Annotated in this window: 26 protein-coding genes; 6 read left to right on the forward strand and 20 right to left on the reverse strand. The window is 61.7% G+C overall.

What is annotated here, in order from left to right; genetic code table 11:
• The first annotated feature begins 68 nt into the window (after positions 1–68).
• The 3 genes from WNZ15_RS24015 (at position 69) to WNZ15_RS24025 (ending at position 4,006) form a co-directional block, all read left to right on the forward strand.
• On the forward strand, positions 69–1,619 hold the full coding sequence (locus WNZ15_RS24015; protein ID WP_342895575.1) for a hypothetical protein: 1,551 nt from the start codon (positions 69–71) through the stop codon (positions 1,617–1,619).
• A gap of 195 nt (positions 1,620–1,814) precedes the next feature.
• A complete protein-coding gene (locus WNZ15_RS24020; protein WP_342895576.1) occupies positions 1,815–3,353 on the forward strand; it encodes a hypothetical protein in 1,539 nt (512 codons plus the stop codon).
• Positions 3,350–4,006, forward strand: a complete 657-nt coding sequence (locus WNZ15_RS24025; RefSeq protein ID WP_342895577.1) for a hypothetical protein — start codon at positions 3,350–3,352, stop codon at positions 4,004–4,006. Before WNZ15_RS24020 ends, WNZ15_RS24025 begins: the two co-directional genes overlap by 4 nt.
• Positions 4,007–4,170: 164 nt before the next feature.
• On the opposite strand, the gene WNZ15_RS24030 is transcribed toward WNZ15_RS24025, so the two are convergent.
• Positions 4,171–4,842: a phosphatase PAP2 family protein gene (locus WNZ15_RS24030; RefSeq protein ID WP_342895578.1), complete on the reverse strand. Its 672-nt coding sequence runs from the start codon at positions 4,840–4,842 to the stop codon at positions 4,171–4,173.
• A gap of 115 nt (positions 4,843–4,957) precedes the next feature.
• Positions 4,958–6,712, reverse strand: coding sequence for a BTAD domain-containing putative transcriptional regulator (locus WNZ15_RS24035; RefSeq protein WP_342895579.1), 1,755 nt, complete (start codon positions 6,710–6,712; stop codon positions 4,958–4,960).
• Between the two features lie 744 nt (positions 6,713–7,456).
• Between WNZ15_RS24035 and WNZ15_RS24040 the strand changes: the two genes are divergently transcribed.
• On the forward strand, positions 7,457–8,278 hold the full coding sequence (locus WNZ15_RS24040) for an ATP-binding cassette domain-containing protein (RefSeq protein ID WP_342895580.1): 822 nt from the start codon (positions 7,457–7,459) through the stop codon (positions 8,276–8,278).
• A 96-nt stretch (positions 8,279–8,374) separates the two neighbouring features.
• Here the strand turns inward: WNZ15_RS24040 and WNZ15_RS24045 are convergent, their stop codons facing one another.
• The 17 genes from WNZ15_RS24045 to WNZ15_RS24125 all read right to left on the reverse strand — a co-directional run bounded on the left by WNZ15_RS24045 (position 8,375) and on the right by WNZ15_RS24125 (position 23,832).
• Positions 8,375–9,364 (reverse strand): amidohydrolase family protein, encoded by a 990-nt coding sequence (locus tag WNZ15_RS24045; RefSeq protein ID WP_342895581.1) that lies wholly within the window; start codon positions 9,362–9,364, stop codon positions 8,375–8,377.
• 10 nt (positions 9,365–9,374) lie between these two features.
• A complete protein-coding gene (locus WNZ15_RS24050) occupies positions 9,375–10,541 on the reverse strand; it encodes a M24 family metallopeptidase (protein WP_342895582.1) in 1,167 nt (388 codons plus the stop codon).
• Positions 10,538–11,464, reverse strand: coding sequence for a D-2-hydroxyacid dehydrogenase (locus WNZ15_RS24055; RefSeq protein WP_342895583.1), 927 nt, complete (start codon positions 11,462–11,464; stop codon positions 10,538–10,540). Before WNZ15_RS24055 ends, WNZ15_RS24050 begins: the two co-directional genes overlap by 4 nt.
• A gap of 7 nt (positions 11,465–11,471) precedes the next feature.
• Positions 11,472–12,770 (reverse strand): TRAP transporter large permease, encoded by a 1,299-nt coding sequence (locus tag WNZ15_RS24060; RefSeq protein WP_342895584.1) that lies wholly within the window; start codon positions 12,768–12,770, stop codon positions 11,472–11,474.
• Positions 12,767–13,276 carry a TRAP transporter small permease gene (locus WNZ15_RS24065; RefSeq protein WP_342895585.1) on the reverse strand — a complete coding sequence of 170 codons (510 nt, stop codon included), beginning with the start codon at positions 13,274–13,276 and terminating at the stop codon, positions 12,767–12,769. Before WNZ15_RS24065 ends, WNZ15_RS24060 begins: the two co-directional genes overlap by 4 nt.
• 56 nt (positions 13,277–13,332) lie before the next feature.
• Positions 13,333–14,319, reverse strand: a complete 987-nt coding sequence (locus WNZ15_RS24070; RefSeq protein WP_342895586.1) for a TRAP transporter substrate-binding protein — start codon at positions 14,317–14,319, stop codon at positions 13,333–13,335.
• A 70-nt stretch (positions 14,320–14,389) separates the two neighbouring features.
• Positions 14,390–15,199, reverse strand: coding sequence for a glutathione S-transferase family protein (locus WNZ15_RS24075; RefSeq protein WP_342895587.1), 810 nt, complete (start codon positions 15,197–15,199; stop codon positions 14,390–14,392).
• Positions 15,200–15,209: 10 nt separating this feature from the next.
• A complete protein-coding gene (locus WNZ15_RS24080; protein WP_342895588.1) occupies positions 15,210–16,145 on the reverse strand; it encodes a 3-keto-5-aminohexanoate cleavage protein in 936 nt (311 codons plus the stop codon).
• A gap of 14 nt (positions 16,146–16,159) precedes the next feature.
• On the reverse strand, positions 16,160–17,179 hold the full coding sequence (locus WNZ15_RS24085) for a branched-chain amino acid ABC transporter permease (protein WP_342895589.1): 1,020 nt from the start codon (positions 17,177–17,179) through the stop codon (positions 16,160–16,162).
• The gene (locus tag WNZ15_RS24090) at positions 17,179–18,042 is read right to left on the reverse strand and encodes a branched-chain amino acid ABC transporter permease (protein WP_342895590.1); all 864 of its coding nucleotides are present in this window, start codon (positions 18,040–18,042) and stop codon (positions 17,179–17,181) included. The genes WNZ15_RS24085 and WNZ15_RS24090 overlap by 1 nt, the downstream gene beginning before the upstream one ends.
• Position 18,043: 1 nt before the next feature.
• Positions 18,044–18,754: an ABC transporter ATP-binding protein gene (locus WNZ15_RS24095; protein ID WP_342895591.1), complete on the reverse strand. Its 711-nt coding sequence runs from the start codon at positions 18,752–18,754 to the stop codon at positions 18,044–18,046.
• Positions 18,741–19,469: an ABC transporter ATP-binding protein gene (locus WNZ15_RS24100; RefSeq protein WP_342895592.1), complete on the reverse strand. Its 729-nt coding sequence runs from the start codon at positions 19,467–19,469 to the stop codon at positions 18,741–18,743. The genes WNZ15_RS24095 and WNZ15_RS24100 overlap by 14 nt, the downstream gene beginning before the upstream one ends.
• Before the next feature lie 64 nt (positions 19,470–19,533).
• Positions 19,534–20,820, reverse strand: a complete 1,287-nt coding sequence (locus WNZ15_RS24105; RefSeq protein ID WP_342895593.1) for an ABC transporter substrate-binding protein — start codon at positions 20,818–20,820, stop codon at positions 19,534–19,536.
• 37 nt (positions 20,821–20,857) lie between these two features.
• Positions 20,858–21,784, reverse strand: coding sequence for a 3-hydroxyacyl-CoA dehydrogenase family protein (locus WNZ15_RS24110; RefSeq protein WP_342895594.1), 927 nt, complete (start codon positions 21,782–21,784; stop codon positions 20,858–20,860).
• A 3-nt stretch (positions 21,785–21,787) separates the two neighbouring features.
• Positions 21,788–22,588, reverse strand: a complete 801-nt coding sequence (locus tag WNZ15_RS24115; RefSeq protein ID WP_342895595.1) for an SDR family oxidoreductase — start codon at positions 22,586–22,588, stop codon at positions 21,788–21,790.
• Positions 22,585–22,935, reverse strand: a complete 351-nt coding sequence (locus WNZ15_RS24120; protein ID WP_342895596.1) for a cupin domain-containing protein — start codon at positions 22,933–22,935, stop codon at positions 22,585–22,587. The genes WNZ15_RS24115 and WNZ15_RS24120 overlap by 4 nt, the downstream gene beginning before the upstream one ends.
• A 60-nt stretch (positions 22,936–22,995) precedes the next feature.
• The gene (locus WNZ15_RS24125; protein ID WP_342895597.1) at positions 22,996–23,832 is read right to left on the reverse strand and encodes a cyclase family protein; all 837 of its coding nucleotides are present in this window, start codon (positions 23,830–23,832) and stop codon (positions 22,996–22,998) included.
• Positions 23,833–24,039: 207 nt separating this feature from the next.
• Between WNZ15_RS24125 and WNZ15_RS24130 the strand changes: the two genes are divergently transcribed.
• Together WNZ15_RS24130 and WNZ15_RS24135 are read left to right on the forward strand one after the other, a co-directional pair.
• Complete coding sequence (locus tag WNZ15_RS24130; protein WP_342895598.1) at positions 24,040–24,843, forward strand: IclR family transcriptional regulator; 804 nt, start codon at positions 24,040–24,042, stop codon at positions 24,841–24,843.
• Positions 24,844–25,068: 225 nt separating this feature from the next.
• Positions 25,069–26,013, forward strand: coding sequence for a LysR family transcriptional regulator (locus WNZ15_RS24135; protein WP_342895599.1), 945 nt, complete (start codon positions 25,069–25,071; stop codon positions 26,011–26,013).
• Here the strand turns inward: WNZ15_RS24135 and WNZ15_RS24140 are convergent.
• The gene (locus WNZ15_RS24140) at positions 26,004–26,489 is read right to left on the reverse strand and encodes a RidA family protein (protein ID WP_342895600.1); all 486 of its coding nucleotides are present in this window, start codon (positions 26,487–26,489) and stop codon (positions 26,004–26,006) included. The two genes, WNZ15_RS24135 and WNZ15_RS24140, sit on opposite strands and share 10 nt — an antisense overlap.
• Positions 26,490–26,723: the final 234 nt, after the last annotated feature.

Genomic DNA, 26,723 nt, shown 5'->3' on the forward strand with positions numbered 1-26,723 from the left:
CCGCTTTCACGCTGAATTCCGACGATCCGGCTAATTCAACCGGCAGACAGAACAACGGGGGACGTCACATGCTTAAATCATATGGCAGGTCACTGCTGCTTCTAACCATCTGGGGAACCGGCCTTTTTTGGGCACACGCAGCCCAGGCAAGCGACCGGGCGGTAAAATGCCAACCGCTCGCCTTGGCCGAATACTGCTTTCCCGGCGGGTCCTTCCACGATCTGGTCCCACTCGACCGGCTCGAAACGCAATTCAATGAAAAAGCCCGCGAACTGAAGGCGAAACGCAACAAACCTTCCGCGCTGCCGGCCTGGCGCAAACAGGAACTGGAAGACATGTGGCTGGCAGCCCTGTCGAGCGCGTTCGACTATGCCGACAAGCATTCCCTCAAACTGGAGCACTTGAGCGCCGTCAGCCCGCAGGACGCCACCGGCTCCGGGTCGCAACCATCAGCCCTTCTCAACGATGGCCCCTTGCTCCGCCTGACCTTCAGGGAAGAAAAGAAAAACGTGTTTCGTCTCGATGGGTCCATCCAGATTCATTACGACCGCACATTCGGCAAGCCTCTCGTCAACGGCAAGGACCTGCCGTCGGAGCTCCAGCCATTTTTGCTGATGTTGCCCGTGCTGGGAAGCAGCGTTCCCAGAAACGGCGACTATGTCGATCTGGACGACATTCTCGCCACACCTTTCCTGAAACCCTTTGCAGACCAGTATGCGCGGGCCAGCAAAAAGTCCGGTACGAATTTCCTGGGAAGCCTGGGCTACGAAGTGGTGGCCGCACTCGAAATGGCCTTCGAGGAAAAGATCCGGGACCGGAATCGCACCCTGGAACACGCCATCCATTTCTACGCCTCCGATGAAGATCCGGCGTCGACGACGCGATCGCCCCAGGTCCTGTTCACGGGAGAACTGCTGCTGCCGGACTCGATGGTCGCCGCCCTGTCCGATACGGAATTGATGCTGCTCATGTTTCACGAGGCAATGCATCTTGCCCGGCCCAATTTGTTCATGCTGCTCAGCGCCGCGGATCTCATCCAGCGGGAAAGTTTCCCGGACCTCGATACCGCACAGAGCGCGCCTTTCCTCGCCAATCTTCTGGGCCAGGAAGCGCGCGGAAAAGATGCAAATTGCCCGCTGGACATTGTCCATGACGATGAACTGGCGACGGACTACTACGTCTTCCACCTGTTCCGCAGAAAGCCGGAACTGGCACAAGCCTACAATGCTTTCCTGAAACGCCTGCACAGCGAATTCGATCCCGGCCGTGTGTCGCCCATGTCGTACCGCGTTCAGCTCGGCGACTACATGATCGGTTATCTTGAAGACGGAGCCTGGACCTCGAAAAACAGCCAGCTGGAGGACAAGCTCTTCTGGGAATCGTTCATGTCCACACTCTCCTCCCGCGGTCTTTCCTATCTGATGGGCGAGCAGATCCGCATTGAACATTTTCTTCAGGAAATGGCCAAACATCCGGAACTGAAGCACAGCGTCAGCATGATGCGGACTTTCATCGAATACTACAAGAACAACGCCTTTCTGAACGAAAAGGCCGTAACGCACACGGGTTCGAACCTGACCTGCCGGGATGTAGTCCTCATGCTGAGGACGGACGAATGAACGGGGTCGAAACGATGTGCCGCCAAGCCCTGACCTGCACCGGTTTCCACCTGGCGCGGCCATGCAACCCGAACGCGCCAGAGCTCGGCTTCTGGCTTGCCCGCGGACCGTGAAGCCGGTCCTCGGTCCGGCTTCACGCTGATTTCCGGCGCTCCGGCTACTTCAACAGGCAGACAGCACGATGGGGGACATCACATGCGCAAATCATATGGCAGGTCACTGCTCCTTCTGAGCGCCTGGGGAGCCAGCCTTTTCTCGGCGCCTTACGCAGAGGCAACCGACAAGGCGCTGAAATGCCAACCGCTCATATTCTCTGAATACTGCTTTCCCGGCGGGTCCTTCCACGATCTGGTTCCGCTCGACCGGATCGAGGCGCAACTCAACAAAAAGGCCCACGAACTGAAAGCGGAACGGCGCACGCCTTCCGCGCTGCCTGCCTGGCGCCGGCAGGAACTGGCAGAGATGTGGGCGGCGGCCCTGTCAACCGTATTCGACTATGTCGACACCCATTCCGTGAAGCTTACCGAGAGCGGCGTGATCAGCCCGGAGAGCGTCGTCGGCAAGGGACCACAAGGACCCGCCTTTCTTGAAGCCGGCCCCTTGCTGCGGCTGACACTGACCGAAGACGAGGAAAACGCGTTTCGTCTGAAGGGATCGATCCAGATCCATGAGAAGCGGGCACTCGCTGCGATCTTCAGCAACCAGGCAGACATGCCGTTGAAATACAGGGTTCTGCTGGGGACTTGGCCGCTGATCCGCAAGAATGTTCGTCAGAAAGGCGCGTATATCGACCTGGACGAGCTGTTGGCGTTGCCCTTCATCAAACCCGTTGCCAAGGTCTTCTCCGGCAGCAAAGTAGGCATCCTGGAGCTCCTGGGCGCTGAACTCGTGCTTTCAATGGTGCCCGCTGTCGAGGAACAAATCCGGGGCCGGAACCGGAACCTGAACCATTCCATCCACTTCTACGCGGACGGCACGGGTGACGTCGCGCTGACAGGGTCGCCCCAGGTGTTGTTCACGGGAGAGCTCATGCTCCCAGACACCGTCGTTGCCGCTTTCAGCGACCAGGAGTTGATGCTGCTCATGCTTCACGAGGCAATGCATCTCGCCAAGCCCAATTTCTTCATGGTGGTCAGCGTCGCCGATCTCATTCAGCGGGAACACTTCCCCGAGTTCCAACACAGCAATGCAAGCCCACTCATCGCAAATTTTCTGGGTCGGAACTCGTCTGCGGTAGCGATGAATTGCCCGGTGGACATTGCGCATGACGATGAATTGATAATCGATCTCTTCGTCTTCAAACTGCTGCGTGAAAAGCCCGCTCTGGCACAGGCCTATAATGCCTTGCTGAAACGTCTGCACAGCGAATTTGACCCCGGCCACGTCTCGCGCATGTCCTACCGGGTCCGGCACGGTAACGACACGATCGACGAATTTGAAAACGGCGCCGAGAGATCACACAACGGCGAAATCGAGGCAAAACTGTTTCGGAAGTCGATGATGTCCATGTTCCTCACACGCGGACCCTCCTATCTGGCGGGGGAAGAACTGCGCATGGAGCACCTCCTTCAGGAAATGGCGAGGCATCCGGAACTGAAACACGACGTTAGATCTCTACAGATCGTGCTCGAATACTACAAGAACAACGCGTTTCTGAGCGACAACGTAAAAGCAGACACCAAAACGAAAATGCCCTGCCGGGATGTATCCCGCATGTGGAGGACGGACGAATGAACGTGATCGAAACGATGCTCCGTCAGATGCGCGCAGTCCTTGTGCTGGCGGCCGGTTGCCTCTCTACCGCCGGCAGTCAACCCGCCATCGCCGCAGAGGGACCGTTTCTGAGTGCGGAGATGCGTCTCTATTTTGAAGGTCCGCCCCTTGCATCCGCCAGATCCACGCAGTCCATCGTCCTGATTTACCTGCCCGCTCCGGCATCGCAGAAGTCAAGCTATGACCATCAGCACGATGCCATCGAACAGGCGGCAAGACGGCTGAGCACGGACGTCCAGGTGGTGCCCCTGACGGACCTTGCGCCGGTTCCGGGCGAACACGCACACAGCTGGTTGCGCGCGGCCGATTGCCATCGGCGGCCGTCCATACTGCCGTCCGAGGACGATCCCGCGCTCTATTTCAGCTTCTCGGGGCGCTCCAACCGCTATTGCATCGGTGTTTCAAGCTCCGGCACTCAAAGCGCCAGGCTGATTTCGACCTTGCGCGACCTTGAGGAAACAGACTGCAGCTACAACAGGGAGTTTATCAGGAAGGTGCTCGGCTGGATGGAACCGAGAAGCGACGCCCAGTATGACGGTGCCTCACTCTTGAACTTCGCGGATCTCGGGGAAATGCTTCGGAACAGCGCCCGGGCCGTTTGCGATGGCTGGTAACGCGTTGGAGCGGTCCTTGCGGTCCGCCCGCTGACAGCGGTGTCGCCCCTCCCTTGGGAGACGCAATAGACACCACCGGCCGGAGAGCCTGGTGGCACGGTGGCACGGTGGCAGCCTGCCTGAACAGCCAGACCCTTGAAGAGGTCAATGGCTGCCGGCAGGCTTTAGCTCCATTCTGCTGCCGCTGCTTCGAAGTCCTCGGCAAAGGCTGCCTTGAACATCGGAAACAGGGCTTCGGCAAGGTCCCGGCCGGCGATGCTGTCGCTGCTATAGTGGACCCCCGCCCATTCGCGGTTCTCGGCGACACGGTTGGCGATTGCCGCAAGCGGTTCCCGCAGATGAGGCGCAAATTCGCCGAGGGCATGAGCCACGAGATGGGTCTGGAACGAATGCCCGCTCGGATAGGCCGGGTGACCGGGCACGTCGATCAGCGGAAGAATGCCCGGATCCACCTGGCTTGGCCTTGGCCGATTGAACTTGTTCTTGAAATACATGATGATCGGGCGCCCGCCGATGACCATGTCGAGCACCACCCTTGTCGTCAGTGGATGGGATTTCCCGTTGAACAGCATCATTCTGCCGAATTTGGGCGAGACTTCATCCGCCTCTTCCAGAATTTCGTCACGGCGGACATCAAGCCGTTCCGGGCTCGCCTGCATGACGCGAAGATCGTCCAGCTCATGCTGCTGAACGGATTTCGAGGTCGGATAAGGCGGGACTTCAACTTCCCGCCATTCCGGCGTTTCCAGCAAACGGATCATGCCGAGACAGGCACGAAAGTCGGGCTCCCAATACCGGTCGGGAAACGCCCTGGACGTGGTGTTGTCTACAATCATATTTTACCTCCATTTCCGGCCGCAAACCACTTGCGGCAACAGAAACAGAATGCCCTTTCGACCCGGAATCCAGCGTGAATTAACTCCGGAAAATTACGGAAGTCAGACCCGGATTTTACCGCTCCGGGATTCCGGCCTTGCGCAGGCCTTCGCAATAGAGCTCCAGCTGGTCCGGATCGCGCAGCGGATAATTCTGACGCACGGACTCCACGGTGAAATTCGGCTGCCGCGCCAACAGGATCTTGCGCATGCGGGCCGCCTCCGCATGCAAATTCAAGTGCCCGAGACAGACAAGAAAAGGCTTGATTGCATTGACGAAATTCGGGTTGCCGTTGGTTGTGCGGCGCCCCCATTCCGCGCCGGTTTCGAACTGACCGAGCAGCGTGTGGGCGATGCAGTAGATGGTATCGAAGAAATAGCCGAACGGATCCTGCGGGCAAAGGCTGGAATACTCCTTCATCCGTTGCAGCGCCACATCCGAATGCCCCAGGTAACACTGGTTGATCGCGCTGAATGCCCAGGCGAAACCCGAATTCGGATTGAGATAAAGCGACTTGTCGAGCATGACCTCGCCAAGTTCGGGCTGACGCATAAGAAAGGAATCCACATGACCCGCAATCGCATAGGCGCGCGAGTCATCCGGCGCCAGCTCGATCGCCTGCCGGGCATGCTGACCGGCGGTGGTCAGGTTCTTGTCGTTTCCCCACCCCTGTCCGAGATAAAACGCATACCAGAAGGCCATCCAGCTGTGCGCGGGCGCATAATTCGGATCAAGTTCGAGGGCTTTCTTCAGCGAAATGAACGCCGTGTCGAACTCGTCGCGAGACAGCCGGTAGATTGAGGGGATCGCGCGCAGCACCCACTCGCTGGCCTGACCGGTTTCGTCCGCGGCCGACCGTATCGCCCGGTCGATCTCCAGTTTCAGCACGCGCATTTCCAGGTCCCCCGCGAGGTCACGCGCGATCTGGTCCTCCAGCTCGAACACCTTGCCCTGGGTCTGCCGATACCGCAGCGTCAGCAGCACTTCCGCATCACTGCAGCGGACGAACTGGACGTTGACCTTTATCTGGCCGTCGATTTCCCGGATCAATCCCTGAACGATGTACTGGACGTGGAGGATCTGTCCAAGTTCGGCGGGCGGCATCGCATCCACGGACATTCCGAAAACCGAACTGTGGGCCACCGCCGCGAAATCATTCAGTTTGGACAGCGCTTCGATGATCTGTTCGCAGATGCCGATGCGCAGCAGGCCTTCCTCGAAATTGTCCGGCTTGACCGTGAAAGGCAGCACCGCGATCCGGATCCGTTCGGAGGGAACGTGATCGATTTGCGAAGGTTTCGGCAAATGGGCGGATCGGACTGACCCGGATGTTATATCTTTGAAAACGCTGATTGTTTCATCCTGAGGAGGGCAATCGAATTCCGTTTTCAGATAGGTCTCCAGCTTCTCGAAGTGGCGTCTGGCCGCCAATGGATTTCCCTGAACGGCATGGGCGATCATGATCGCGCAATGGGCCCCCTCGTTCGCCGGGTCGAGGCGCAGGGCAATGCTCGCACGGCGAAGTCGTTCGGAATGGACCTTGTCGGTCTTGACCAGCGAGGTGAAATCCAGAAGTCCCTCGACGATCCGGTTTGTCCAGTGAGCCCGCTCATTGAACACCCATTCGGACAGTTCTGGCTCACGGGCCAGTTCCAGTTGCCCCAGCAGTTCCAGCAGTCCCGGCCCCATGAGTGACGAAAGATCCACCTGCTTGCCCGCTTCCAGTTGTGCCGCCACACTGACAAGGTCCACGTCAACCGCTTCCGGACGCAGGGCAATCCGGTTCCGATGCTGCAGGTCGAACAGATGATTGAATGCGGCCTCACCCATGGAGGCCTTGATGGCAGCCGTGCAGTGCCGAAGATTATCCTGCAGTTTCTGATCTGTCGCCTCACCGGACAGGCCCGACCATAGAATATTGTAAAGTCGTTCGCGTTCTGCCTGACAGCCCTCCGACAGTGCCAATATGGCGATCAGTGCAGCCCCCTTGCGATTTTTGACGTGAATACTCGAGCCGTCTTCAGTGCACAACTGAAACCTGCCGATCAACTTGATTGTAAATTTTCGGGCAATGGTCAAACGGCTTGCCTGTAGACAATAGTTCTGGAAAGGCAGATGCACGACATCTTGGGCTGGAGATAAAAAAACTAGCAGCCACGAGTTACAAATTCAACTCATACGTTCACCCAATTTTCACGATCTTTCCCGTCTCAGAACGCGTAATTTTCACGCTGTTTGCCGTCCCGGCGTGACAGTTTTCATCGGCAGATCTGGCATGTGCACAAACGCATATGAGCCAGTCGATCGCCGGGAGAACAGACGTGGCAACACCAGAAAAAACGCAATTCTCGCGATCTTTTCATCTCGCGCGCCGGCCCCATCGCCCCATCGAAACCGCCGCAGCGGACGTCGCGAAGCGCAATGCCCCCGGACCGGGTGCCGGCAACGGCTCGGCAGGTTTCCGGTCTCAACCGGGACAGACCGCAGCGGCTCGCTTATCTCGATTGACGGCGCCTTGCGCCGCGCTGTCCGGCATCCGGAAGAAATTTTCCAGAACAGAAAGGTGAACGCGTCATGACCCATCATCATTCAGACCCCGACCTGAGCCCCATCCTGAACGTCCGCAATCTGGCGAAGACCAAGGGAGACCCGCAGAAAACGACGTTTACGCTCGAGCTTCCCGAAATGAAGGTCGGTCCCGGGCAGGTTGTCGCGATCGTGGGCGAGCCCGGCTGCGGAAAGACCACGCTGCTGGACCTGCTGTCGATGACGACCGCGTCCGACAGGTGCGAGGTGTTTGAAATCGCCGCGATGACAAGAGGCGGCACGCCCGATCTCCTGACCGCGGCTTCCGCGAGCTACGAAGCTTCGCTTGGCGGCTGCCGTCCTCACATCGGCTATGCTCTCCAGTCCGGCGGACTGCTCCCCTTCCTGAATATCTGGGAAAATGCCGCCCTGCCGTCGCAGACCTTCGGACGGCGGGTGCCGAGCGCCAGGATCGCCTCGCTCGGTACCCGTCTCGGCATTGGCGACAAGCTCGATCTCCTGCCCAGGCACCTGACGGCCAGCCAGCAGCATCGCGCGGAAATCCTGCGCAGCCTGGTTCACACACCCTCGCTGGCGCTCGCAGATGAAATTCCGGCAAACATCGCTCCGGAAAGGGCGGCCAGGATCATGCATGACATCAAGGATCTCATCGTCGAGCAATCCGGTTGCGCCATCATTGCCGCCCGGTCCCCGTCGATGGTCGAAGAGTTCGCCGATCAGATCTATACCTTCCATCAGTCGGTGGATCCGACCGGCAACCACTGCAAGTCAATCTGCTTCAGGGCAGATTCCCCGGCGGCATTCGATTTGCGCGGTGCGAACATGATCGAGTGCGAGGTGCTGCACTGACGGCAGCCGGCAAGAAGCTGCGCTGCACGGGCGGGACGCTCCGACGCGCCCTCCCCCGGCCTTGACGGATCGGAACGCGGCCATCCGTGGCGCGGCTCAATCGGATACCGCGTCCTGACCCCGAAATTTCAGCAAGGCAAGCGCATTTTCATGGCAGACCATGGCGCGCTCCTCGCCGGACAGCGGGGCCTGTTCGATCCAGTCACCGGCCTCGGACGCCCGTTCGAACGGATAATCGACTGAAAAAAGCACCCGGTCCGCACCCATCATGTCGAGGGCACAGCGCAGCGGCGCGTCGGCGCACATGCCCGAGGTGGTCACCCAGATATTGTTCCTGAAATACGCCGACGGATCCTTTTCCAGGCGCATGGGTCCCCGGTTGGAGATCTCCCAGCGGCTGTCGAGCCGCCACATCAGGTAGGGCAGACATTCGCCAAGGTGTCCCAGCACCAGCTTCGCACCGGGATACCGGTCGAATGTACCGGCAAAGACCAGCCTCAACGCATGGGTCGCCGTCTCCACGGTCCACGACCAGACCGGGCCCCAGAGCTCGGGATGCTCATGGTACATGTGCACCCGCTCCGGCGGGTTGTTCGGGTGGATATAGACCGGCACCTCCAGATCCGAGACGCGCTCCCAGAACGGCGCATAGCGGTCATCGTCCAGATAGGTGCCGCCCGTCTGGCCATTGATCATCGCACCCTGCATGCCGAGCTGGGTGACACAGCGCTCCAGCTCGTCTGCGGCGGCGGCGGGGTCCTGCATGGCAAGATGCGCGAAGCCACCATAACGATCCGGCCGCTGCGCCATTTCTACGGCCAGGAAATCGTTGACCTGACGCGCCAGACGCACGGCGGTTTCGGTGCGTTTTTCCGCCTGGACGCCGGGTCCCGCGAGGGAAAGGACTGCCTTTTCGACGCCGATGCCATCCATGGCACCGAGCCGCATCTCGCCGAAATCCTCCAGCGCGGTCCGCGCTTTGCCGAACAGGTCCGGGCTGATGTTCGGCGCGGTCGTCGTCCAGTAGTCGACGAAATCGGGATGCATGAAGTGTTCTTCGAGCGCGATCTTCGGGGTCAGGGTCATTCCAGGTCCTTCAAAGTTCGAAAATCTTCTTGTCTGTCTTGTGCAGGCAATCGCCGACGCCGTCGGAGGTGACCAGGTAGTTGTCGCAGATCACCGCGAACACCCGGCCGTCGTCGTAGCCCGGGTGAACGGCCAGGCACATGTTTTCGGCAAGAGGCAAGGTCTCGTCGCTGCGGATCAGCGGCCGCTCCACCATCTCGCACCCCTGGCCATGGGCATAAAGCCGGATCTCCGGCGGCAGTCCGCGCGCTTCCATCCAGGCGTCATGCGCCGCCGCGATGTCGGCCGGGGCCGCTCCCGGCTTCATCAGCGACAGGGTGTGCTCCTGGGCGTCCTTCACATTCTGGAACGCCTGCAGCAGATGGTCGTCGGCCTTGCCCAGCACCATGGTGCGGGCAATCTCCAGATAAAAGCCGCCGGGACCGTTGATCTCGATCAGCAGCGACATGTGATCGCCGGACTGGATTTCCCGGGTCTGAAAGGGCCGGTTCATGAATCTCGACGGCTGGCCGAGAGGCGCGGACAGGCCGAGATAGATGCCCTGATCGGACCCGAGCCTGCGGCCGACGGCTTCCGCATGGGCGGCCACGTCGCGATCGGTCAGACCCGGCCGGATGAAGTCGCAAACCTCCTCGAACACCTTGTCCTGCAGAGCGGCGACCTGCCGGATCAGCGCGATTTCCTCGGCGCTCTTGACGGCCTTCACCCGGTCCAGGGCGTCGGTGACGTCAACCGGATCGAACGCGGTCTCCAGCGCGCGCATCAGCCCGTGCGGCAGCGCCGCCGGGCACACTGTTCCGACACGTACAGCCCCGGCGTCCTTCAGGGCGCTCACCACGAGATCGCTGTCGTAATCGATGGTGTAGTTGATCGAGTGGAAGGACGGCGTGCCCAGGACCCGCTCGACACCGCGCGTTGCCGGTGCCGCCCGATCGGTCTTGCGGTCGGTGCCGAAGGCCCCCATCTCGATCACCGTCATCGGCCGGTCCCGGAACAGGATCACCGTGCGCGGGTAGCCATTGTTGGCCGGCACATCGGTCAGCCAGCGCACGTAACCGCCCATCCAGTCCTCGCGCGCCTGGCAGACGATCGCATCGAGATCATGCGCCTCCATGACGCCGCGGGTGACGGCCCAGCGCCGCCCGAGCTCCCCCATCGAAACCGGAGAATTGGTCATCGGTCCAGCCTTCCTTTCAGCGCGGACACACCGCCTTTTGCATAGTCGGTCATGTTCGCCGCCAGGATCGGCAGCGCCTGTTCCCGGTAAACGTCGGAAAACCCGCCGATATGTGGCGTGACGATCAGGTTGGGCAGGTCCCAGAGAGGATCGCCGGCCGGCAGTGGCGATCTGGAGAAGACATCCAGGGCCGCACCCGCGATACGCCCGGCACGCAAGGCTTCTTCCAGCGCATCCTCGTCGAGACAGCCGCCGCGGGAGATGTTGATCAGAATGCCGGTTGGTTTCATGGCGGCAATCACCGCCGCGCCGACGATATGATGGGTCTCCGGGGTGTAAGGTGTCAGCAGGATCAGGAAATCCGCGGCGCCTGCCGCCTCGGCGAGCTCTTCGCGCGGGTGGATCTTCGCGAAACCCGGCGCTTGGCTGCGACCGCCGGAAACGCCGGTGACCGTCATGCCGAACGCCGCGAGAATGCCCGCGAGATGCTCCGCGATGGCGCCCAGGCCGACAATGCAGGCCGTGCGCCCGTTCAGGATCGGCTGCGGCCAGCGCTCCCAGGCATGCGCTTTCTGATTGGCCAGCATCTTCGGAAATTCGCGCAACGTGGCCAGCATCATCATGACGGCCAGTTCCGACATCTGCGGACCGTGAATGCCATGGCAATTGGTGATCGCGATGTTTTTCAAGCCCTTGAGGTTGTCCACCCCCGTGGTCAAAGCCTGTATCCATTCCAGCTTTTCGCAGGCCGAAATCAGCTTCGGGCTGAGATAGGGGGCAAGACCGACCAGAACCCTGGCGTCAGGCGCCAGGGCAAGCGCCTCCTCCTCCGTTGCCGCGGACTTGAATTCAAGATCAGGTACGCTCTCAGCCAGTCTGGAGGCATAGAAATCAGCATTCGATTCCAGGATCAGGATCGACATCGGGTCCTCAATACAAGATGGATGGCAGCCACAGCGCCAGGGACGGGACAAGAAACAGGATCGCGATCAGGATGACCGGAGCGATCAGGAACGGCAGGATCGACCGGTAGAGCTCCTGCATGCGCACCTCCGGCATCTGGGCACGGATGATGAACAGGTTCATGCCGACAGGCGGCGTGATCAGGCCGAGTTCGACCAGGAGGGCGACCAGAACGCCGAACCAGACCGGATCGAAGCCGAAGCCGGTCACGATCGGCAGGAACACCGGCACGGTGATCAGCACCATGCCGATGCCTTCCAGGAAGCAGCCGAGCACGATGTAGATGACGACGATGATCGCCATCACCTGCCAGGCCGCAAGGTCCGCGGACTGGGCCAGCATGAGCAGCGTATCCGGGAGCCGGGTCTGGACGACAAAATTGGCAAACAGCGTCGCTCCGATGATGATCATGAACAACGCGCAGGACACCAGAACGCTGGCCCTGATCGCATCGAAGAGGCCCGTCATAGAGAGGGACCCGCGCAGGAACCCCAGCAAGGCCGCCCCGAACGCCCCGACGGAGGCAGCCTCCGTCGGGCTGAAGATGCCGGCATAGATGCCGCCGATCGTCAGGATGAAGAGCACCATGAACTGCCACGGTCCCCGCAGTGCCCGGACCCGGTCCCGGAACGGGGCCGCGGCCTCGTTCGGCACGGAGGACCCGCGATGGGCCACGATCAGCGCCACGGCGACATACAGCAGAAGCAGCACCAGCCCCGGCAGCATGGAGGCCGCGAACAGACGCGCCACCGACGTTTCGGTGATCGACCCGTAGATCACCAGGATGATGGAGGGCGGGATCAGGATGCCGAGCGATCCGCCGGCGGCCACCGACGCCGCCGCGTACCCCTCCTTGTAGCCCGCGCGCTTCATTTCCGGCATCGCGATCCGGGTCATGCTGGCCGCGGTGGCGACGGAACTGCCGCAGATCGCACCGAACGCTCCCGACGCCGCCAGGGTGGCCAGGCCGAGCCCGCCGCGCACCCCCGACAGAATCACCCGCGCCGCATTGAACAGTTCCGCCGACATGCGCGATCCCGTGGCGATCTCGCCCATCAGGATGAAAAGCGGCACGACGGAAAGATTGTAGTTGGAGGCAACGTCGAACATCGTGGTGCCCGCGATGAATTTCGCGGACATCAGGCTGTTCAGCGCCCAGTTGCCGACCAGGCCGATCACGCCCAGCGCCAGCCACACCGGCTGCCGCAGGAACAGCAGGATCAGCATCACGGCGATGCCGCCGAGACCGAGGACAAAAGTGCTCACAACCCGCCCTCTTCGTCCGGCGCGGCCGGGGCCTTGCGAAGCGACTGGCGGAGCTGCAGCAGATAGGCCCAGAAAATGCCGACAAGCCCGGTAAAGGCAATCAGCCACAGCGGCCACTTCGGGATACCCAGCTCCAGAGAGCGTTCGCCCCAGCGCCAGGCATCCAGTGCCGGTGCGATCATGGCCCAGCCGAAAAAGGCAAACAGAAGAACGCCCGTCAATGCCGCGACGACCGCGAGCCCGCGAAGAACCTTCTGCGGGAAAAAGGCGTCGGCCAGATCGATGACGATCTCTCCCCGGCGGGCCACCACCGGTGCGATGCCGAACACCGTCATGACCAGCAGCGAAATGCCGACCACATCATACGCTCCCTGGATCGGGATATTGAAGACGGCACGCAGGACAATATCGCCGACCACCACGAGCATCATGACCGTCAGGGCGAGCCCCGCGATCAGATGCATGACCCGGGTCACGGGATCGGTCTTTTCTGGATTTTCGAACATCAGACGCGTCTTTCAGGTTGACGGTGCGGCCTGCCCGGAGGCAGGCCGCTGTGCCGTCATTTCGTGTAGGCCTCAAGGAAGCCCTGCGCCTTGTCGCCCGCACGCGCCTTGCCGTCCTCGACGATGGAAGCGAAGGCCTCATGAAGGCTCTCGAGCTGCGCATCGTCCAGCGTGACGATGTTCACGCCCGCATCGGCCATGTATTTGCGGCCGTGCTGCTCACCCTCGTCCCACAGGGAGCCGAACCACGCGGCCCGGTCCGGACCGGTGGTCTCGTCGATCAGCTTCTGCATCTCCGGGGAGAGACGCTCATAGGCAGCGTCGCTCATCACGACGGCGAATGTCGCCGATGCGAGCCCGGGTTCCAACGAGTACTTGATGACCGGCCCGAGGTCGAAGGCCATGGTTGCCTCGAAAGGAAAGGTGGCGCCGTCGACAATGCCCTTGGAGAGCGCTTCACCGGTTTCTGCCGGCGGCACCGGCACGGGCGCTGCCCCGAGCGTTTCGACGATCTTTTGCCAGGTCGAACCGGCATAACGCAGGCGCAGCCCGTTCAGGTTGCCCAGATCGCTCGGATCGGTGTTTGCCAGATTGATCTTGAGCGGCGGAGTGACCGCCATCCACAGAATGCGCGTTCCTTCATGCTCGCCGGCGATATACTCGGGCGCGAGTTCGGTCAGGCGGCGCGAGCTGACCGCGCTTGCATCCCCTTCGGAGGGATGGGTCAGGGGAAGCCCGGCCAGTTCCGTCATCGGAAACCGCCCGGGTGTGACCGCATGCAGGAAGATCGCGATGTCTGCGACGCCGGAGCGCACGATATCGAACTGCCGCGGAGCCGGTCCGAGCTGGCTTGCGGGAAACACTTCCAGCTCCAGTTCACCACCGGACTTGTCCGTGAGCTCTTCTCCCCAGGCATTGATAGCCTTTACGAACGTGTGCACCGGCGGCAGAAACGTGGTCACCTTGAGCGTTTCCGCCATCACCGGGCCGGTGAGCATGCCCACCATCAAGGCCCCGGCGACCGCCTTTGTTGTAGAATTCATCATCATATCCTCCTCCCAAATCGCAGCGGGGAACACCCGCCGGTCTCCCGCCCGGACCGGGCGGAAATTCTCAATGCGTTCCGTCGGCCAGTTCCCTCCAGCGCAGCGCCAGTTCCGGCCAGTGCGCGGATCCGCCGGCCTTCATTGCCTCGGCGCTGCCGGGCGGCAGGTGATCCGTGATCCCTTGTGCATAGGCCGGCACCGCCTTCCAGGCTTCCAGCCATGCCCCAACGCGGGGAAATGTGTCCTCCCAGAGGCCGCTGAACCCCAGCCGGTCGAGCCGGTCGACATAGGCGGACAGGGCCACGTCGCTGATGTCAGGGCTGGCTCCGTTCAGGAACGGCCCCTCCTCCAGTTCATTCTGCAGGTCGGTGAACAGGCGCCGCAGATAGATCAGCGCCTGTGCCACATAGGGCGAGGCAAGCCCGTTCAGGATCAGGTCCTTGCGTTTCTTTCCCATCATCGGATCGGGAAACCGGGCCGCCAGCGCGTCGATCTCGGCGCTGGTTTTCTCGGCCAGGATCTTGCCGCGCATCGCAGTTGAAAAACTGAGCGTGTTGATCGCCGCGTGAATGGGCAGGCACCGCAGCAGCCAGTGCTCCGCACGCACCCGGGCACCCGCTTCCGACGGCATCAGCCGCCCGCCGAAGTGTTGCCTGTCGAGATAGGCCAGGATCAGGCTCGACTCGACAACGACGAGACCGTCGTCGACCAGCGTCGGCACCACCGCGTCGGGATTGAGTTTCAGATAGTCGGGATCGAACTGGTCGCCCGCCTGAAGGTTCAGCATGCGGCTTTCGTAGCTCAGGTCCATCAGTGCGAAACCGATACGGACCTTCTGCGAACAGACGCTGGTGGGGGCATGATAAAGGGTAAGCATGAACGGCCTTTCAGAAATTTACCTTGTCGCCACCCTTGAGGCCGAGCATCTCGCGCGCCTCGTCGGGTGTTGCAACTTCGCTGCCGAGCTCTTCCACGATCCGGAGGATCTTGGCGACCTGCTGGGCGTTTGAGTCGGCGAGCTTGCCGCGGCTGATGAACAGGCTGTCCTCCAGGCCGACACGCACATGCCCGCCCATCTGGCTGGCGGTGGTTGCCATCGGCATCTGGGCCATCCCCGCGGCCAGAACCGACCAGCGGTAATCGTCGCCGAACAGCTTGTCCGCCGTCTTCTTCATGAACACCAGATTGTCGATATCCGCACCGATTCCACCCAGGATGCCCATGACGAACTGGATGAAGATCGGTGCCTTGAAGAGCCCCGCATCCATGCAGAATTTCAGGTTGTAGAGGTGACCGACATCATAGCACTCGTGCTCGAACTTGATGTCGTGTGGGGCCAGGGTCTCGGCGGCCTCGCGAATGTCCCTGAACGTGTTGCGGAAGATATTGCCGTCGGAATTGGCGACATAGTCGCGTTCCCAGTCGAACTTCCAGTTCTCGTAGCGTCCCGCGAGCGGATGAAACGAGAAATTCATGCTGCCCATGTTCATCGAGCACATTTCCGCGCTGAACGTCGCCGCGGGCCTGATCCGGTCCTGAATGGAAAGCGACAACGATCCGCCGGTCGAGATGTTGACGACCGCGTCGGTCGCCTGCTTGATGCGCGGCAGGAACGGCGCGAAGTCGGCGGGATCGACGGAAGGCGCCCCGGTCTCGTTGTCGCGCGCATGCAGGTGCAGGATGGACGCGCCCGCTTCCGCGGCGCCGATGGCCTGCCGGGCGATGTCGTCATAGGTGTAAGGCAGCGCATCGGACATGGTCGGGGTATGGATCGCCCCGGTGACCGCGCAGGTTATGATGGTCTTGTTGCGTTTGCGAGCCAATGCCGCCTCCCTTTTCAAGTCTTGTTTTTCACCACCCGCCGAGACAGCGGGAACAGTTCCAGGCCTGTGCGCGCCTTCAGGGTTCCCCAGAGCCCCTTCGGTGCCTTGAGCATCACGACGATCGCCACCATCCCCAGGATCAGCAGGTAGGTAGATCCGAGATCGGCCAGGGTTTCGCGCAGCAGAAAGAACACGATCACACCGATGATTGGCCCTTCCAGCGTACCGATGCCGCCGATCACGACGATGAAGATCACGAAGGCGGTCCAGTCGTTGACACTGAATGCCGCATCCGGCGAGATCCTGAGCTTTTGCAGGAAGATCAGCGCTCCGGTCATCGCGGTGAGCCCTGCCGTGAGCACATAGACCGCAAACTTGTGCCGCCAGATGTCGATGCCGAAGCTTTGCGAGGCCAGTTCGCTGTCGCGGATTGCGGTCAGGGCCAGCCCGCTGCGCGAGCGCAACAGGGCGTAGATCACCACAAGCACCAGCACCGCCATGCCGAGCGCCAGCCAGTAGGTGGTCGCCTCGCGCATCGACCGGCTGGAGGCGATCGATTTCACGAGCGCGACCGGCAAGCTGGTCCCCGATCCGCCGCCAAGCGCGGATACCTGGGCAAAGGACAGGCGGAAGACCTCCGCCATCACCCATGTGCCGATCGCGAAATAGGCCCCGCGCAGCCGGAAGATGAGCAAGGCGACCGGAACGGCCACCAGCGCTCCGAGGACCCCGGCCAGCGGAATGGCCGCGAGCGGCGACAAGCCGGCGAACATCGCCAGGGCGAACAGCATGTAGCCGCCGAAGCCGACAAACGCCTGCTGGCCGACCGAGACCAGACCCGCATAACCGGCGAGCAGGTTCCACAGGCACGCCAGCGAAAGATAGAGAAAGATCTCGCTGAGGAGCCGCATGTCGGCGCGTCCGGCCCACCACGGCGCGGCGACCAGCAGGGCCAGGACCACAAGCCCCAGGACCGCCGCGGTCACGGCCGTCTTCGAGGATCGCGAAATCTTGTGAGTGTGTGCTGGTGTCATCAGTCGATCCTGGGAAACAGGCCGCGCGGGCGGACGGCGAGCACGAACAGAAAGGCAAGGTGGCCGGCAAGCAGCTGCCATCCCGGATTGATCTGGGCGCCGATGTTCTGGCTGACGCCCAGGATGATACCGCCGATCAGGGTGCCCCAGAGATTGCCGAGGCCGCCGATGATCACCGCTTCAAAGCCGAAGATCAGCCGACCGGGCCCGATCGACGGATCGAAACTCGTGCGGATACCGAGAAACACGCCGGCAATGCCGACCACGGCCAGGGACAGGGCCATGGCCAGTCCGAAGACATGAGCCTTGTTCAGACCCATGAGCTGGGCAATGTCCTGATTGTCGGACACCGCACGGAAGGCCCGGCCGAGGGCGGAGTAATAGAAGATCCACTGCAGACCGGCGATGACGGCCACCGCGACCGCGAACATGAGCAGCGGCAGAACCCCGATATTGAGATCGCCCGGCAACGACAGGCTCGCGGTCTCAAGGGCACCGGCACTCATTTTCTGCGGATCGGCGCTGTAGATTTCCAGAAGACCGTTCTGGATGATCACCGACAGGCCGAAGGTCACCAGCAGCGGCGGCAGGATATCGTCGCCAAGCGTATGGTTGAGGATGCCGCGCTGAAGAACGTACCCGGTCGCCGCCATCACCGGAACGACCAGAACCAGGGCCGTCAGAGGCGACAGGCCCAGCGTCGTCGTGATCGTCAGGCCGAGAAATGCCGCCAGCACGATGAAGTCGCCGTGCGCGATGTTGACCAGCCGCATCACGCCGAAAATCAGCGACAGGCCTGCGGCGAACAGCGCGTACAGGCCGCCGAGAAGAACACCTTGAACAATGGCGTTGACCCAATCCATCTCAAACTCCGAAATAGGCGGCACTGATGGCTTCGCGGGACAGCTCCTGTGGCCGCCCCTCCAGCGAAACACGGCCTTCCTGAAGGCAATACACCCGGTTCGACACGCTCACCGCCTTGGCAATGTCCTGTTCCACGATGATCGCGCTCATGCCTTCGCCGATGATATCCGGCAGCGCTTCGTAGATGGACTTGATGATGATGGGGGCGAGGCCGAGGCTGATCTCGTCGAACAACAGGATGTCCGGATTGGACATCAGCGCACGTCCGATCGCGACCATTTGCTGCTGTCCGCCGGAAAGCGCGGTCGCCGGGACGGCCCGCCGTTCTTTCAGGACCGGGAACAGCCCGAAGACCTTTTCCAGAGACCAGGGACCCCTGCGGCCCGTCTGACCCCCGATGATCAGGTTCTCCTCGACAGACAGGGACTGAAACAGCTGGCGGCCTTCCGGCACCATCGCGATTCCCAGGCGTGCGACCTGGTCCGCCCTGAGGGCGCCGATGGCCTGGCCTTTCCAGGTAACCATCTGCGGCCCGTTCGACAGAAGCCCCGTGATCGAGCGCATCAGCGTGGTTTTTCCGGCTCCGTTGGCGCCGATGATCGCAATGACTTCCGCCGGATAAACATCGATCGTGACCCCGAAAAGCGCTTGAAAGTCGCCGTAATGCGCTTCCAGGGACCGGGTGGAGAGCAGCGCGTCAGGCATCGGCATCCACTCCCATGTAAATCTCCTGCACCGCCTGGCTGGACATGGTTTCCTTCGGGTCGCCATCGGCAATCTTCCTGCCGAAGTCGATGACGATCAGCCGGTCCACCACGGACAACAGGGCATGGACGATGTGTTCGATCCAGATCAGGGACAGTCCGGTCTTGCGGATGGTGTTGATGGTCGCGACCAGGTCGTGACATTCCTTTTCCGTCAGGCCTCCCGCGATTTCGTCGAGCAGAAGCACCTGGGGCCGCGCGCACAGGGCCCGGGCCAGTTCCAGCCGCTTGCGTCCCAGCAGGGTCAGGCTGCCGGCCGGGTCGTTGGCCTTGTCGATGAGGCCCGTCAGTTCGAGAACTTCAAGGCAATGGGCATTGGCGGATGAAAGCGTGCTCCTGGTTCCGTGCGTGGCCGCCACAAGGGTGTTCTCGAACACGGTCATCGCCGAAAACGGCTGGGGAACCTGAAATGACCGGGCGATGCCGGACCGGCAGCGCCGGGCGGCGCTCTGGCGCGTGACATCGCGGTCCTTCAACAGGATCTGTCCCCTGTCGGCATGAACCGTGCCCGTGATCAGGTTGAACATGGACGTCTTGCCCGCACCATTGGGGCCGATCACGCCCAGGGCTTCGCCATGGCCGAGCTGATAGCTCAGCTCGTCCGCGACGGTGATGGCACCATAGGCTTTGGAAACGCCCCTGAGTTCCAGAACTGTTGTCATTCAACTCCGCGCCTTTAAGTCTGATCCGGAGACGCACGGCCGCAGGGCCGTGCGTCTTGTCCAGTTAGCCGAGCAGCTTCAGCGTGCCCGTCGTGGAGATTTCCGGAGCGCTGTGATTGGACGTGATCACCAGCTCCATGCCATTGGCCCCCTTTTGCCACTGGCCGGCGACCAGAGGTGTCTTGGAGACGTTCTTGACCGGACCCAGGCCCCAGTTGATGTGGCCCACGACGGTTGCCAGATCGGTGGACGAGATTGATTCCAGGATCGCGTTCGGATCGTCGAGGTCCGCACTGCGGCGGATCACGTCGGTCGTCACCTCGAACAGTGCGTGCTTGAAGCCGATCGGCTGGGTCCACGGGCGCCCGGAGGAGGCCGTGTAGCCGTCGGCAAGCTGCTTTGCCGACATGCCGGTCAGGGACGAGGAGAACGGATGATCCGGCGTCCACCAGATTTCCGAGGTCAGACCATCGCCGCGGTCTCCCAGGGATTCGATGAACGAGGGGAACAGCAGTGCCTTGCCGAGCGTGGCCACCTTGGGGGCGAAGCCCTGTTGCGCCGCCTGCGACCAGAACGTGGCGAAGTCCGGCGAGATCATGTTGCCGGTGAGGATCTCGCAACCTGCGGCCTTGAAGGCCGAAATCTGCGACGAGAAATCATCGGTGAGCGGCTGGTAGCGGCCCGGATTCGTCAGCTCGAACCCGCTGCCGACCAGAGCGGGCGGGAAACCGTGAACATCATCGCCCCATGCGTTGCCGTCGGCATCATTGGGGAACAGTCCCCCCACCTTGCGCTCAACGCCGCTTTCTTCCCACAGCCCGAGGAAGGCCTTGATGACGTCCTCCAGTCCCCAGAAGAAATGGTAGGTGTAGTCGAAGCCCGTCGCCGGGTCGCCGTTGCGGCCGAAGAAATAGGGCTGCCAGGGGCAGTCGGTGGTGATGCAGGGCACTTCGTTCAGTTCCGCCTGGTCGGACACCGGATTGGTCGTGTCCGGGGTCGAGGCACCGACGATGATGTCCACCTCATCGCCCAGGATCAGTTCCGAAGCCACTTCCGCCGCGCGGTTCGGGTTCGACTGGCTGTCCTTGGAGATGATCTCCACCTGATAGGTCTTGCCGTTGTTTTCGATCCCGCCGGACAGCGCCTTCTGGACACCGGCGAGGACGTAATCATCGGCCTCCGCGAAACCGGCCAGCGGCCCGGTGCGTGGGCTCACGTGCCCGATCCGGATGATCGGGTCCGCGGCGTAGGCCCGTGTTCGGGTCAAAATGGCGGGTGCCGCCAGTCCGACCGAAGCTCCGGCCAGGAACTTGCGGCGATTGATACCTTCTGTCTTCCGAAATAGCGTCATCGATTTTCCTCCCAGATGCGCTTGGTACGGCAGGCTGTCAGTCGGGTAGAATCGTCTCGAGCCTCCGCAGATGAGTGGCCACGCGCCGGCGGACATCCTCCATGTCCTCCGGCGTCCAGCTCATGAATCCCTCGCCGCTTTTCATGCCGAGTTTTCCGGCTTTCACCAGATCGCGCAAATACGGCGAAGGCGCCGGCCGGTTATCCAGATCGGCCAGCACATTCTCATGGATATCGAGTGTCAGGTCGGTCCCGACGAGATCGGCGTTGGCGAGCGGGCCGAGCACCGAAAGGCGGCGCCCGAAACTGGCGTTGACCACCTGATCGACCGCTTCCGCCGTGCAGACCCCGCTCTCGACCAGGTAGATGGCCTCCCGCCACATGGCGTGCTGCAGCCGGTTGCCGATGAACCCGGCAACGTCCTTTTCGACCCGGACCGGCGTTTTTCCGACGGCGTCCAGCAAGCCCACCGTTTCCTCGATCGCGGCTTCCGCGGTCCACTCGGTGCGGATCACCTCGACCAGGGGGATCATGTGCGGCGGGTTCCACCAGTGTGTTCCCAGCGCTCTGGTCTTGTCTTCCAGATCGGCAACGATGGACGTGATCGGAATCACGGACGTATTGGAGGCGAACACCGCGTCCGGCGGTGCGAACCGTTCCACATCCTTGAAGAGGGCGCGCTTCAGGTCGACCTTTTCCGGCGCGGCCTCGAACACGAAATCCACGCCCCCGACACAGGTGGCGATCTCCGGATCCGGCGCGATCCGCGACACGGTCTCGTCTATTTCCCGCGTTTCGGCGCCCATTGCCTCGAGACTTGCCGCCACCCGGCCGTGCAACGCGTCCAGACCGGCCGAAACCGGATCGTACACCCGGACACCGTGCCCTGCCCGCGCAAAGGTCAGGGCGATGCCGTGCCCCATCAGACCGGCACCCAGGACAGCGATGTTGAGGGACTTTGCCATCGTCTAGCCCGCCGTGTATCCGCCATCGGCATAAAGGATATGCCCAGTGTAGAAATCGGATGCCCGGGAGGCCAGGAACAGCAGGGGACCGATCAGGTCCTCCGGCTCGCCGAGGCGCCCTTTGGGTACGCGGGCGAGAAATCCGTCCCGGAAGCCTTTGGCCTTGTCGTTGTCCTCGAACATCCAGGCGGTCAGCGGCGAGCGGAACACGGTCGGCGCAATCGCATTGACCGTGATGTTGTCCTCGCCGAGTTCGCAGCCGAGCGCCTTGGTGATGCCGTCGACCGCCGCCTTGGAGGCGCAATAGGCCGTGTAGCCTGCCGGATGACCCAGCAGGCCCCGCGCGGAAGAAACCAGCACGATCTTGCCGCCGCCCGGCTGCGCCTTCATCTGCTCTGAGGCTGCCCTTGCCAGAAGCCAGGACTGGGTGACATTGGCGTTCATGACGTTTTCGAAATCGCCGGGGGTCAGGTCCCCGATCTTGGCGACCTTGTTCATCCCGGACGCCACGACCAGAACATCCAGCGACCCGAACCGCTCGACCGCGCGCTCGACCAGTTGGCCGCACGCGGTCTCGTCGGACGGGCGTATGGCCATCGACGCGACTTCGGCGCCCAGGGCCTCGCACTCGGCCGTGACCGACGTCAGCGCGGCTTCATTGCCCGCGGCAAGCACCAGCTTGCAGCCCGCCCCGGCAAGCGCCTTGGCGGCAACCGCTCCAAATGCCCCGGAAGCGCCGGTGACCAGGGCCACCTTGCCCGACACATCGAAGAGACCGAGGGGATTGGTCCAGTTGTCCGTCATCGGCTCGCTCCCGGCGGATAGGGCAGGACCACAAGCATGGTACAGATGTGGTTCGTCCGGTTTTCGATCGTACGCACCTCGTCCGGCGCGATCGTGCAGCTGTCGTATTTTCTCAGGACCGTTTCCCGGCCCCCGGTTTCGACGGTCATCTCGCCGTCCAGCACGACATAGACCTTCTCGAAGGGTGTCGAATCCGGGCCGGCACCGCCGCCGGGCAGAAACTGGCTGAGCCCCACCCACTGATTTTCCGGTCCGCCTGGCTCGAACCCCTGGAGACGCAGCCCGACCATCTCGCGGTGGTTCGGCGCGTCATAGGGTTTGGCGTCCTCAAAACGTTTTACATGCATTGGCTTCCTCCCAGATTCCCGCATGTGGACCGGCCGCGGCAGCGGCCGGCTATGACGTGCTCAGAAATTTTCGCCGGGCTCGATCCGGTATTGCTGTCCCTTGTCGATCATTGCGACAAGACGGATGATGCAACCGTCACCACGGTCCCAGTTCCAGGGGAAGAAGGCGAAGGTGCAGCGCTTGCCCGTGACCGCGTCCAGGTCGCCGCCGACATTCTCGATGCCGAGGATGCCGTTGCTGAACAGCCTCTGGTGAACCGGCTCCCACTCGGGGAAGTCGTCTTTCCAGTCACGGCCGCCGGACCATTCCTTATATTCCCCTTCCAGATGGGGAAGAATGGGACCGTTGCGTTGCGGGCCGATTGCCGTTGCCAGCGGATGATCGTTGGCCTGGGTGTCATGACCGACGACCTTGATGCCCTTTTCGACCATCCAGTCGGCAGCCGAGGGAACCAGGCCCGGGCAATAGGCGAAATAATCGCCGTCTTCATACTGCTTGTGCCAGCCGGTGTTGATGATCAGCACATCGTTTTTGCGGATGGCATGGCCGCAGGCCTTTTCCAGATCGTCCGCCGTGATCTGTTCCCACTTCTTCTTCGGGATCGAGACGACAAGACCGGACCCGAAGAAATGCGGCAACGGCACTTCGTCGATAAACGGCGTTCCCTGCACCACATGGGCCGGCGCATCGATATGCGTGGTCACATGCATGGTGGTGGTGATGGTCTGCGACAGGACACCGGACTTCGCCATGTAGTGCTTCCGGTCGATCTGAACGTCCTGGAAGTAAGGCCAGTTCGGACACTGGAACCCGTATCGGTGCGAGAGATTGTAGAACTCCAGCCCCATGTCGTTGTCGGTGTTGGCCTGAAATTCAATGCCGCGGATCTTGACCATTTCGCAATACTCCTCCGATCACCGCCGAAGCGGTGTTGCGATGCTGATGACATTGTTTCTTATGATTATTATCAATGACGTTGTTTCGCATGATGGTACGCATGCACCGCATTGCAGTCAATAACTATTTGCGATTTGGGTCTTTTGTACCGTATGGTGGGTCAAGACTCTTCACCAGAATCAGCAAACGGACCGGCATTTCAGACCATGAGCGAACAAGAATTCTCACCGGAAAACGAGCCTGACAGGAGCCGCAACGGCATTCAGGTCATAGAACGGGCAGCGAAAATCCTGCGCTCTCTGAAGGAGGACCAGTCGGGAATGAGCCTCGGCCAGATTGCCGAAGCGGTCGGCCTGCCGCGGTCGACCGTGCAACGGATCGTGGGCGCCCTGCAGAAGGAACGGCTGGTGATTTCCGGAGCCAATGGCGGCAGGCTCCGGCTCGGCCCGGAACTGAGCGCCCTGGCCGAAGCCGCCCGCTACAACATCGTCGAGTGCTGCAGGCTTCATCTGACGGAACTCTCTCAGGCGACAGGAGAAACCGCCGACCTGTCCGTTCTGCGCGGGCCGGCCATGATCTTTCTGGATCAGGTGCCCGGCACCCACCGGTTGCGGACCGTGTCCTCGGTCGGCGATGCCTTTCCCCTGACCACCACCGCCAATGGCCTGTCCTGCCTTGCCCGGCTGGACGACGACATGGCCCGGGACCTGGCGCGCGCGGAGTGGAACCGTCAGCGGATCGAACGTGATATGTCCGGCTTCATGAAGACCCTCGCCGGGATCAGGGAATCCGGCCTTGCGTACGACCTCGACGAGCACACCCGGGGCATCTCGGCCATCGGGTTTGCCTTCCGGGACTGGTCGGGAGACCTTCACTCGATCTCCGTTCCGGTTCCCTCGACCCGCTTCAGGGAAATTCGGCCCAAGGTGGAGGCGACACTCAGGCTGACCGCCAGGCATGTCGAAGGCATGATGGAACACGGTACCGGTCCCGATCTCAGGTCCCGATGACCCCGGGCGGGCGTGCCGCCGTGCCGGGATTTCGGGTCTCGCATCTCCGGCGCCGGATCCTTGCCGGCACGCGCGGCCCTGGAACGACATTGCGGTTCATCCAGACGGACCAGCCGGCCGGGCCTGCGGGCATTCAAGGCCGACTGTTTTAAATCAAACGCGAAATATTCTAGGATCCATGACGACGCCCTGAGGCCACGGCCTGACAGAAGAGCAGTATTTTCCATGTTGAACCGCACGGCCTGCCGGTATTTTCTCGAAGTCGCCCGGCTGGGATCGATCAGGCTCGCGGCGGACCGGCTGCATGTCTCCCCTTCCGCAATCAGCCGCCAGATCGCGAAGCTTGAACGGGAATTCGAGGAGCAGATCGTCGAACGGCGCGCCGATGGCGTGCGCCTCACCGATGCGGGACATGTCATCGCAAAGAATTTCGCCACGATCCTGGATCAGATGGATCAGATCAAGGACGAGATCTCCGATCTTCGGAAGCTGAAATCCGGCAGTGTGTCCATCGCCACGGTCGAGGGCATCTCGGACCCGTTCCTGTCCGAACAGATCACCGCGTTCCACAAGCGGTTTCCGGCGGTCGAATTCAGGGTGCGCATCCGCGGCCGCGAACGGGTGCTCGAGGCGCTGGAAAAGCATCTCTGCCAGATCGGTTTCGTGTATGACCACTTTACCCATCCCAACATCGAAATCGCCGGCCAATGGCGCCAGCCGCTGCTCGCTCTGGCGCCGCCTTCCCATGAGCTGGCCGACGGCAGGCAACTGGAACTGGCGGACATCGTGTCCATGCCCTGCGTCGTGCCGGATGACAGTTTCGGCATCCATCATCTGATTTTTCGCGCCTACCGGAAGATCCGGGCGACCCCGAACGCGATCCTTGTGGCGGACCAGTTGCACTTCCTGATCCGCCACGCGATTTTCAACAATGCGATCGTGTTTGTGCCGCTGCAGGCCGCGCTGCGGGAGGTCGAGGCCGGCGCACTGGTGCCGCTCAATCTGCATTGCAGTGAATTCGACCACCGCTTCATCTACGCCATCGTGCGGCGCGATCAGCGGCGGTCTCCGGCCAGCCAGGCGTTCATAGAGGCCTTGTCGATGGCCTTTCCGGGCCATGAGAAATCCGATGCCGCGATGCTGGCGCGGCTCCGGGCGGTTCAGGCGTGAAGTTCGATCGTGATGTCCGCTTCCACCGGCGCGTCGAGCCCGAGCACATGCTGGGTCAGGGCCGCGCGCGCATGTTTGCCCTTGTCCTCGCCCCAGAGCGCCACGAACAGGTCCGAAGCACCGTTCAGAACCAGATGCGGCTCTGTGAAATCGGGTGCGCATGAAACGTAACCGATCATCTTCACGATCCGTTTCACCCGATCCAGATCCCCCAGCACGGCTTTCATCATGGCCAGATGGTTGATCGCCATGAGCCGCGCGGACGCATAGCCTTCCTCGATCGACAGGTCGGAACCGACCTTGCCCACATAGGGCAGCACATCCTCGTCATTCTCGTCCGGCTGCGTGCCCAGCGTCCCGGAGGTGTACAGCATGTTCCCCACAACGACGCCGGGAACGTAGTTGCCGATCGGTTTCGGCCGTCTCGGCAGGGTGATCCCCAGTTCGGTCAGGCGGCGTTCAGTCTCGTGAGACAAGGCTCTTTCTCCCTATTTGCAACTTCGTGGAAGTTCGCAAATTAGGCACAATTTTGCGGATACGGGAGTGCGCAGAAAGCAACGCATGTTTGCCGAAAGAGCAACGCTTGACGGTTCGCCTGATCCATAACATCAGAAATTATTCTTTTAAAACAGTATATTATTGAATTTCCCAGATGACTGGCGCTTCCAATCCGATTGACGGGGCTTCAATCGAGACAGTAGCGCGGCCGC

This window comes from Roseibium sp. AS2 (assembly GCF_038900065.1).
In the GTDB taxonomy this organism is placed as follows: domain Bacteria; phylum Pseudomonadota; class Alphaproteobacteria; order Rhizobiales; family Stappiaceae; genus Roseibium.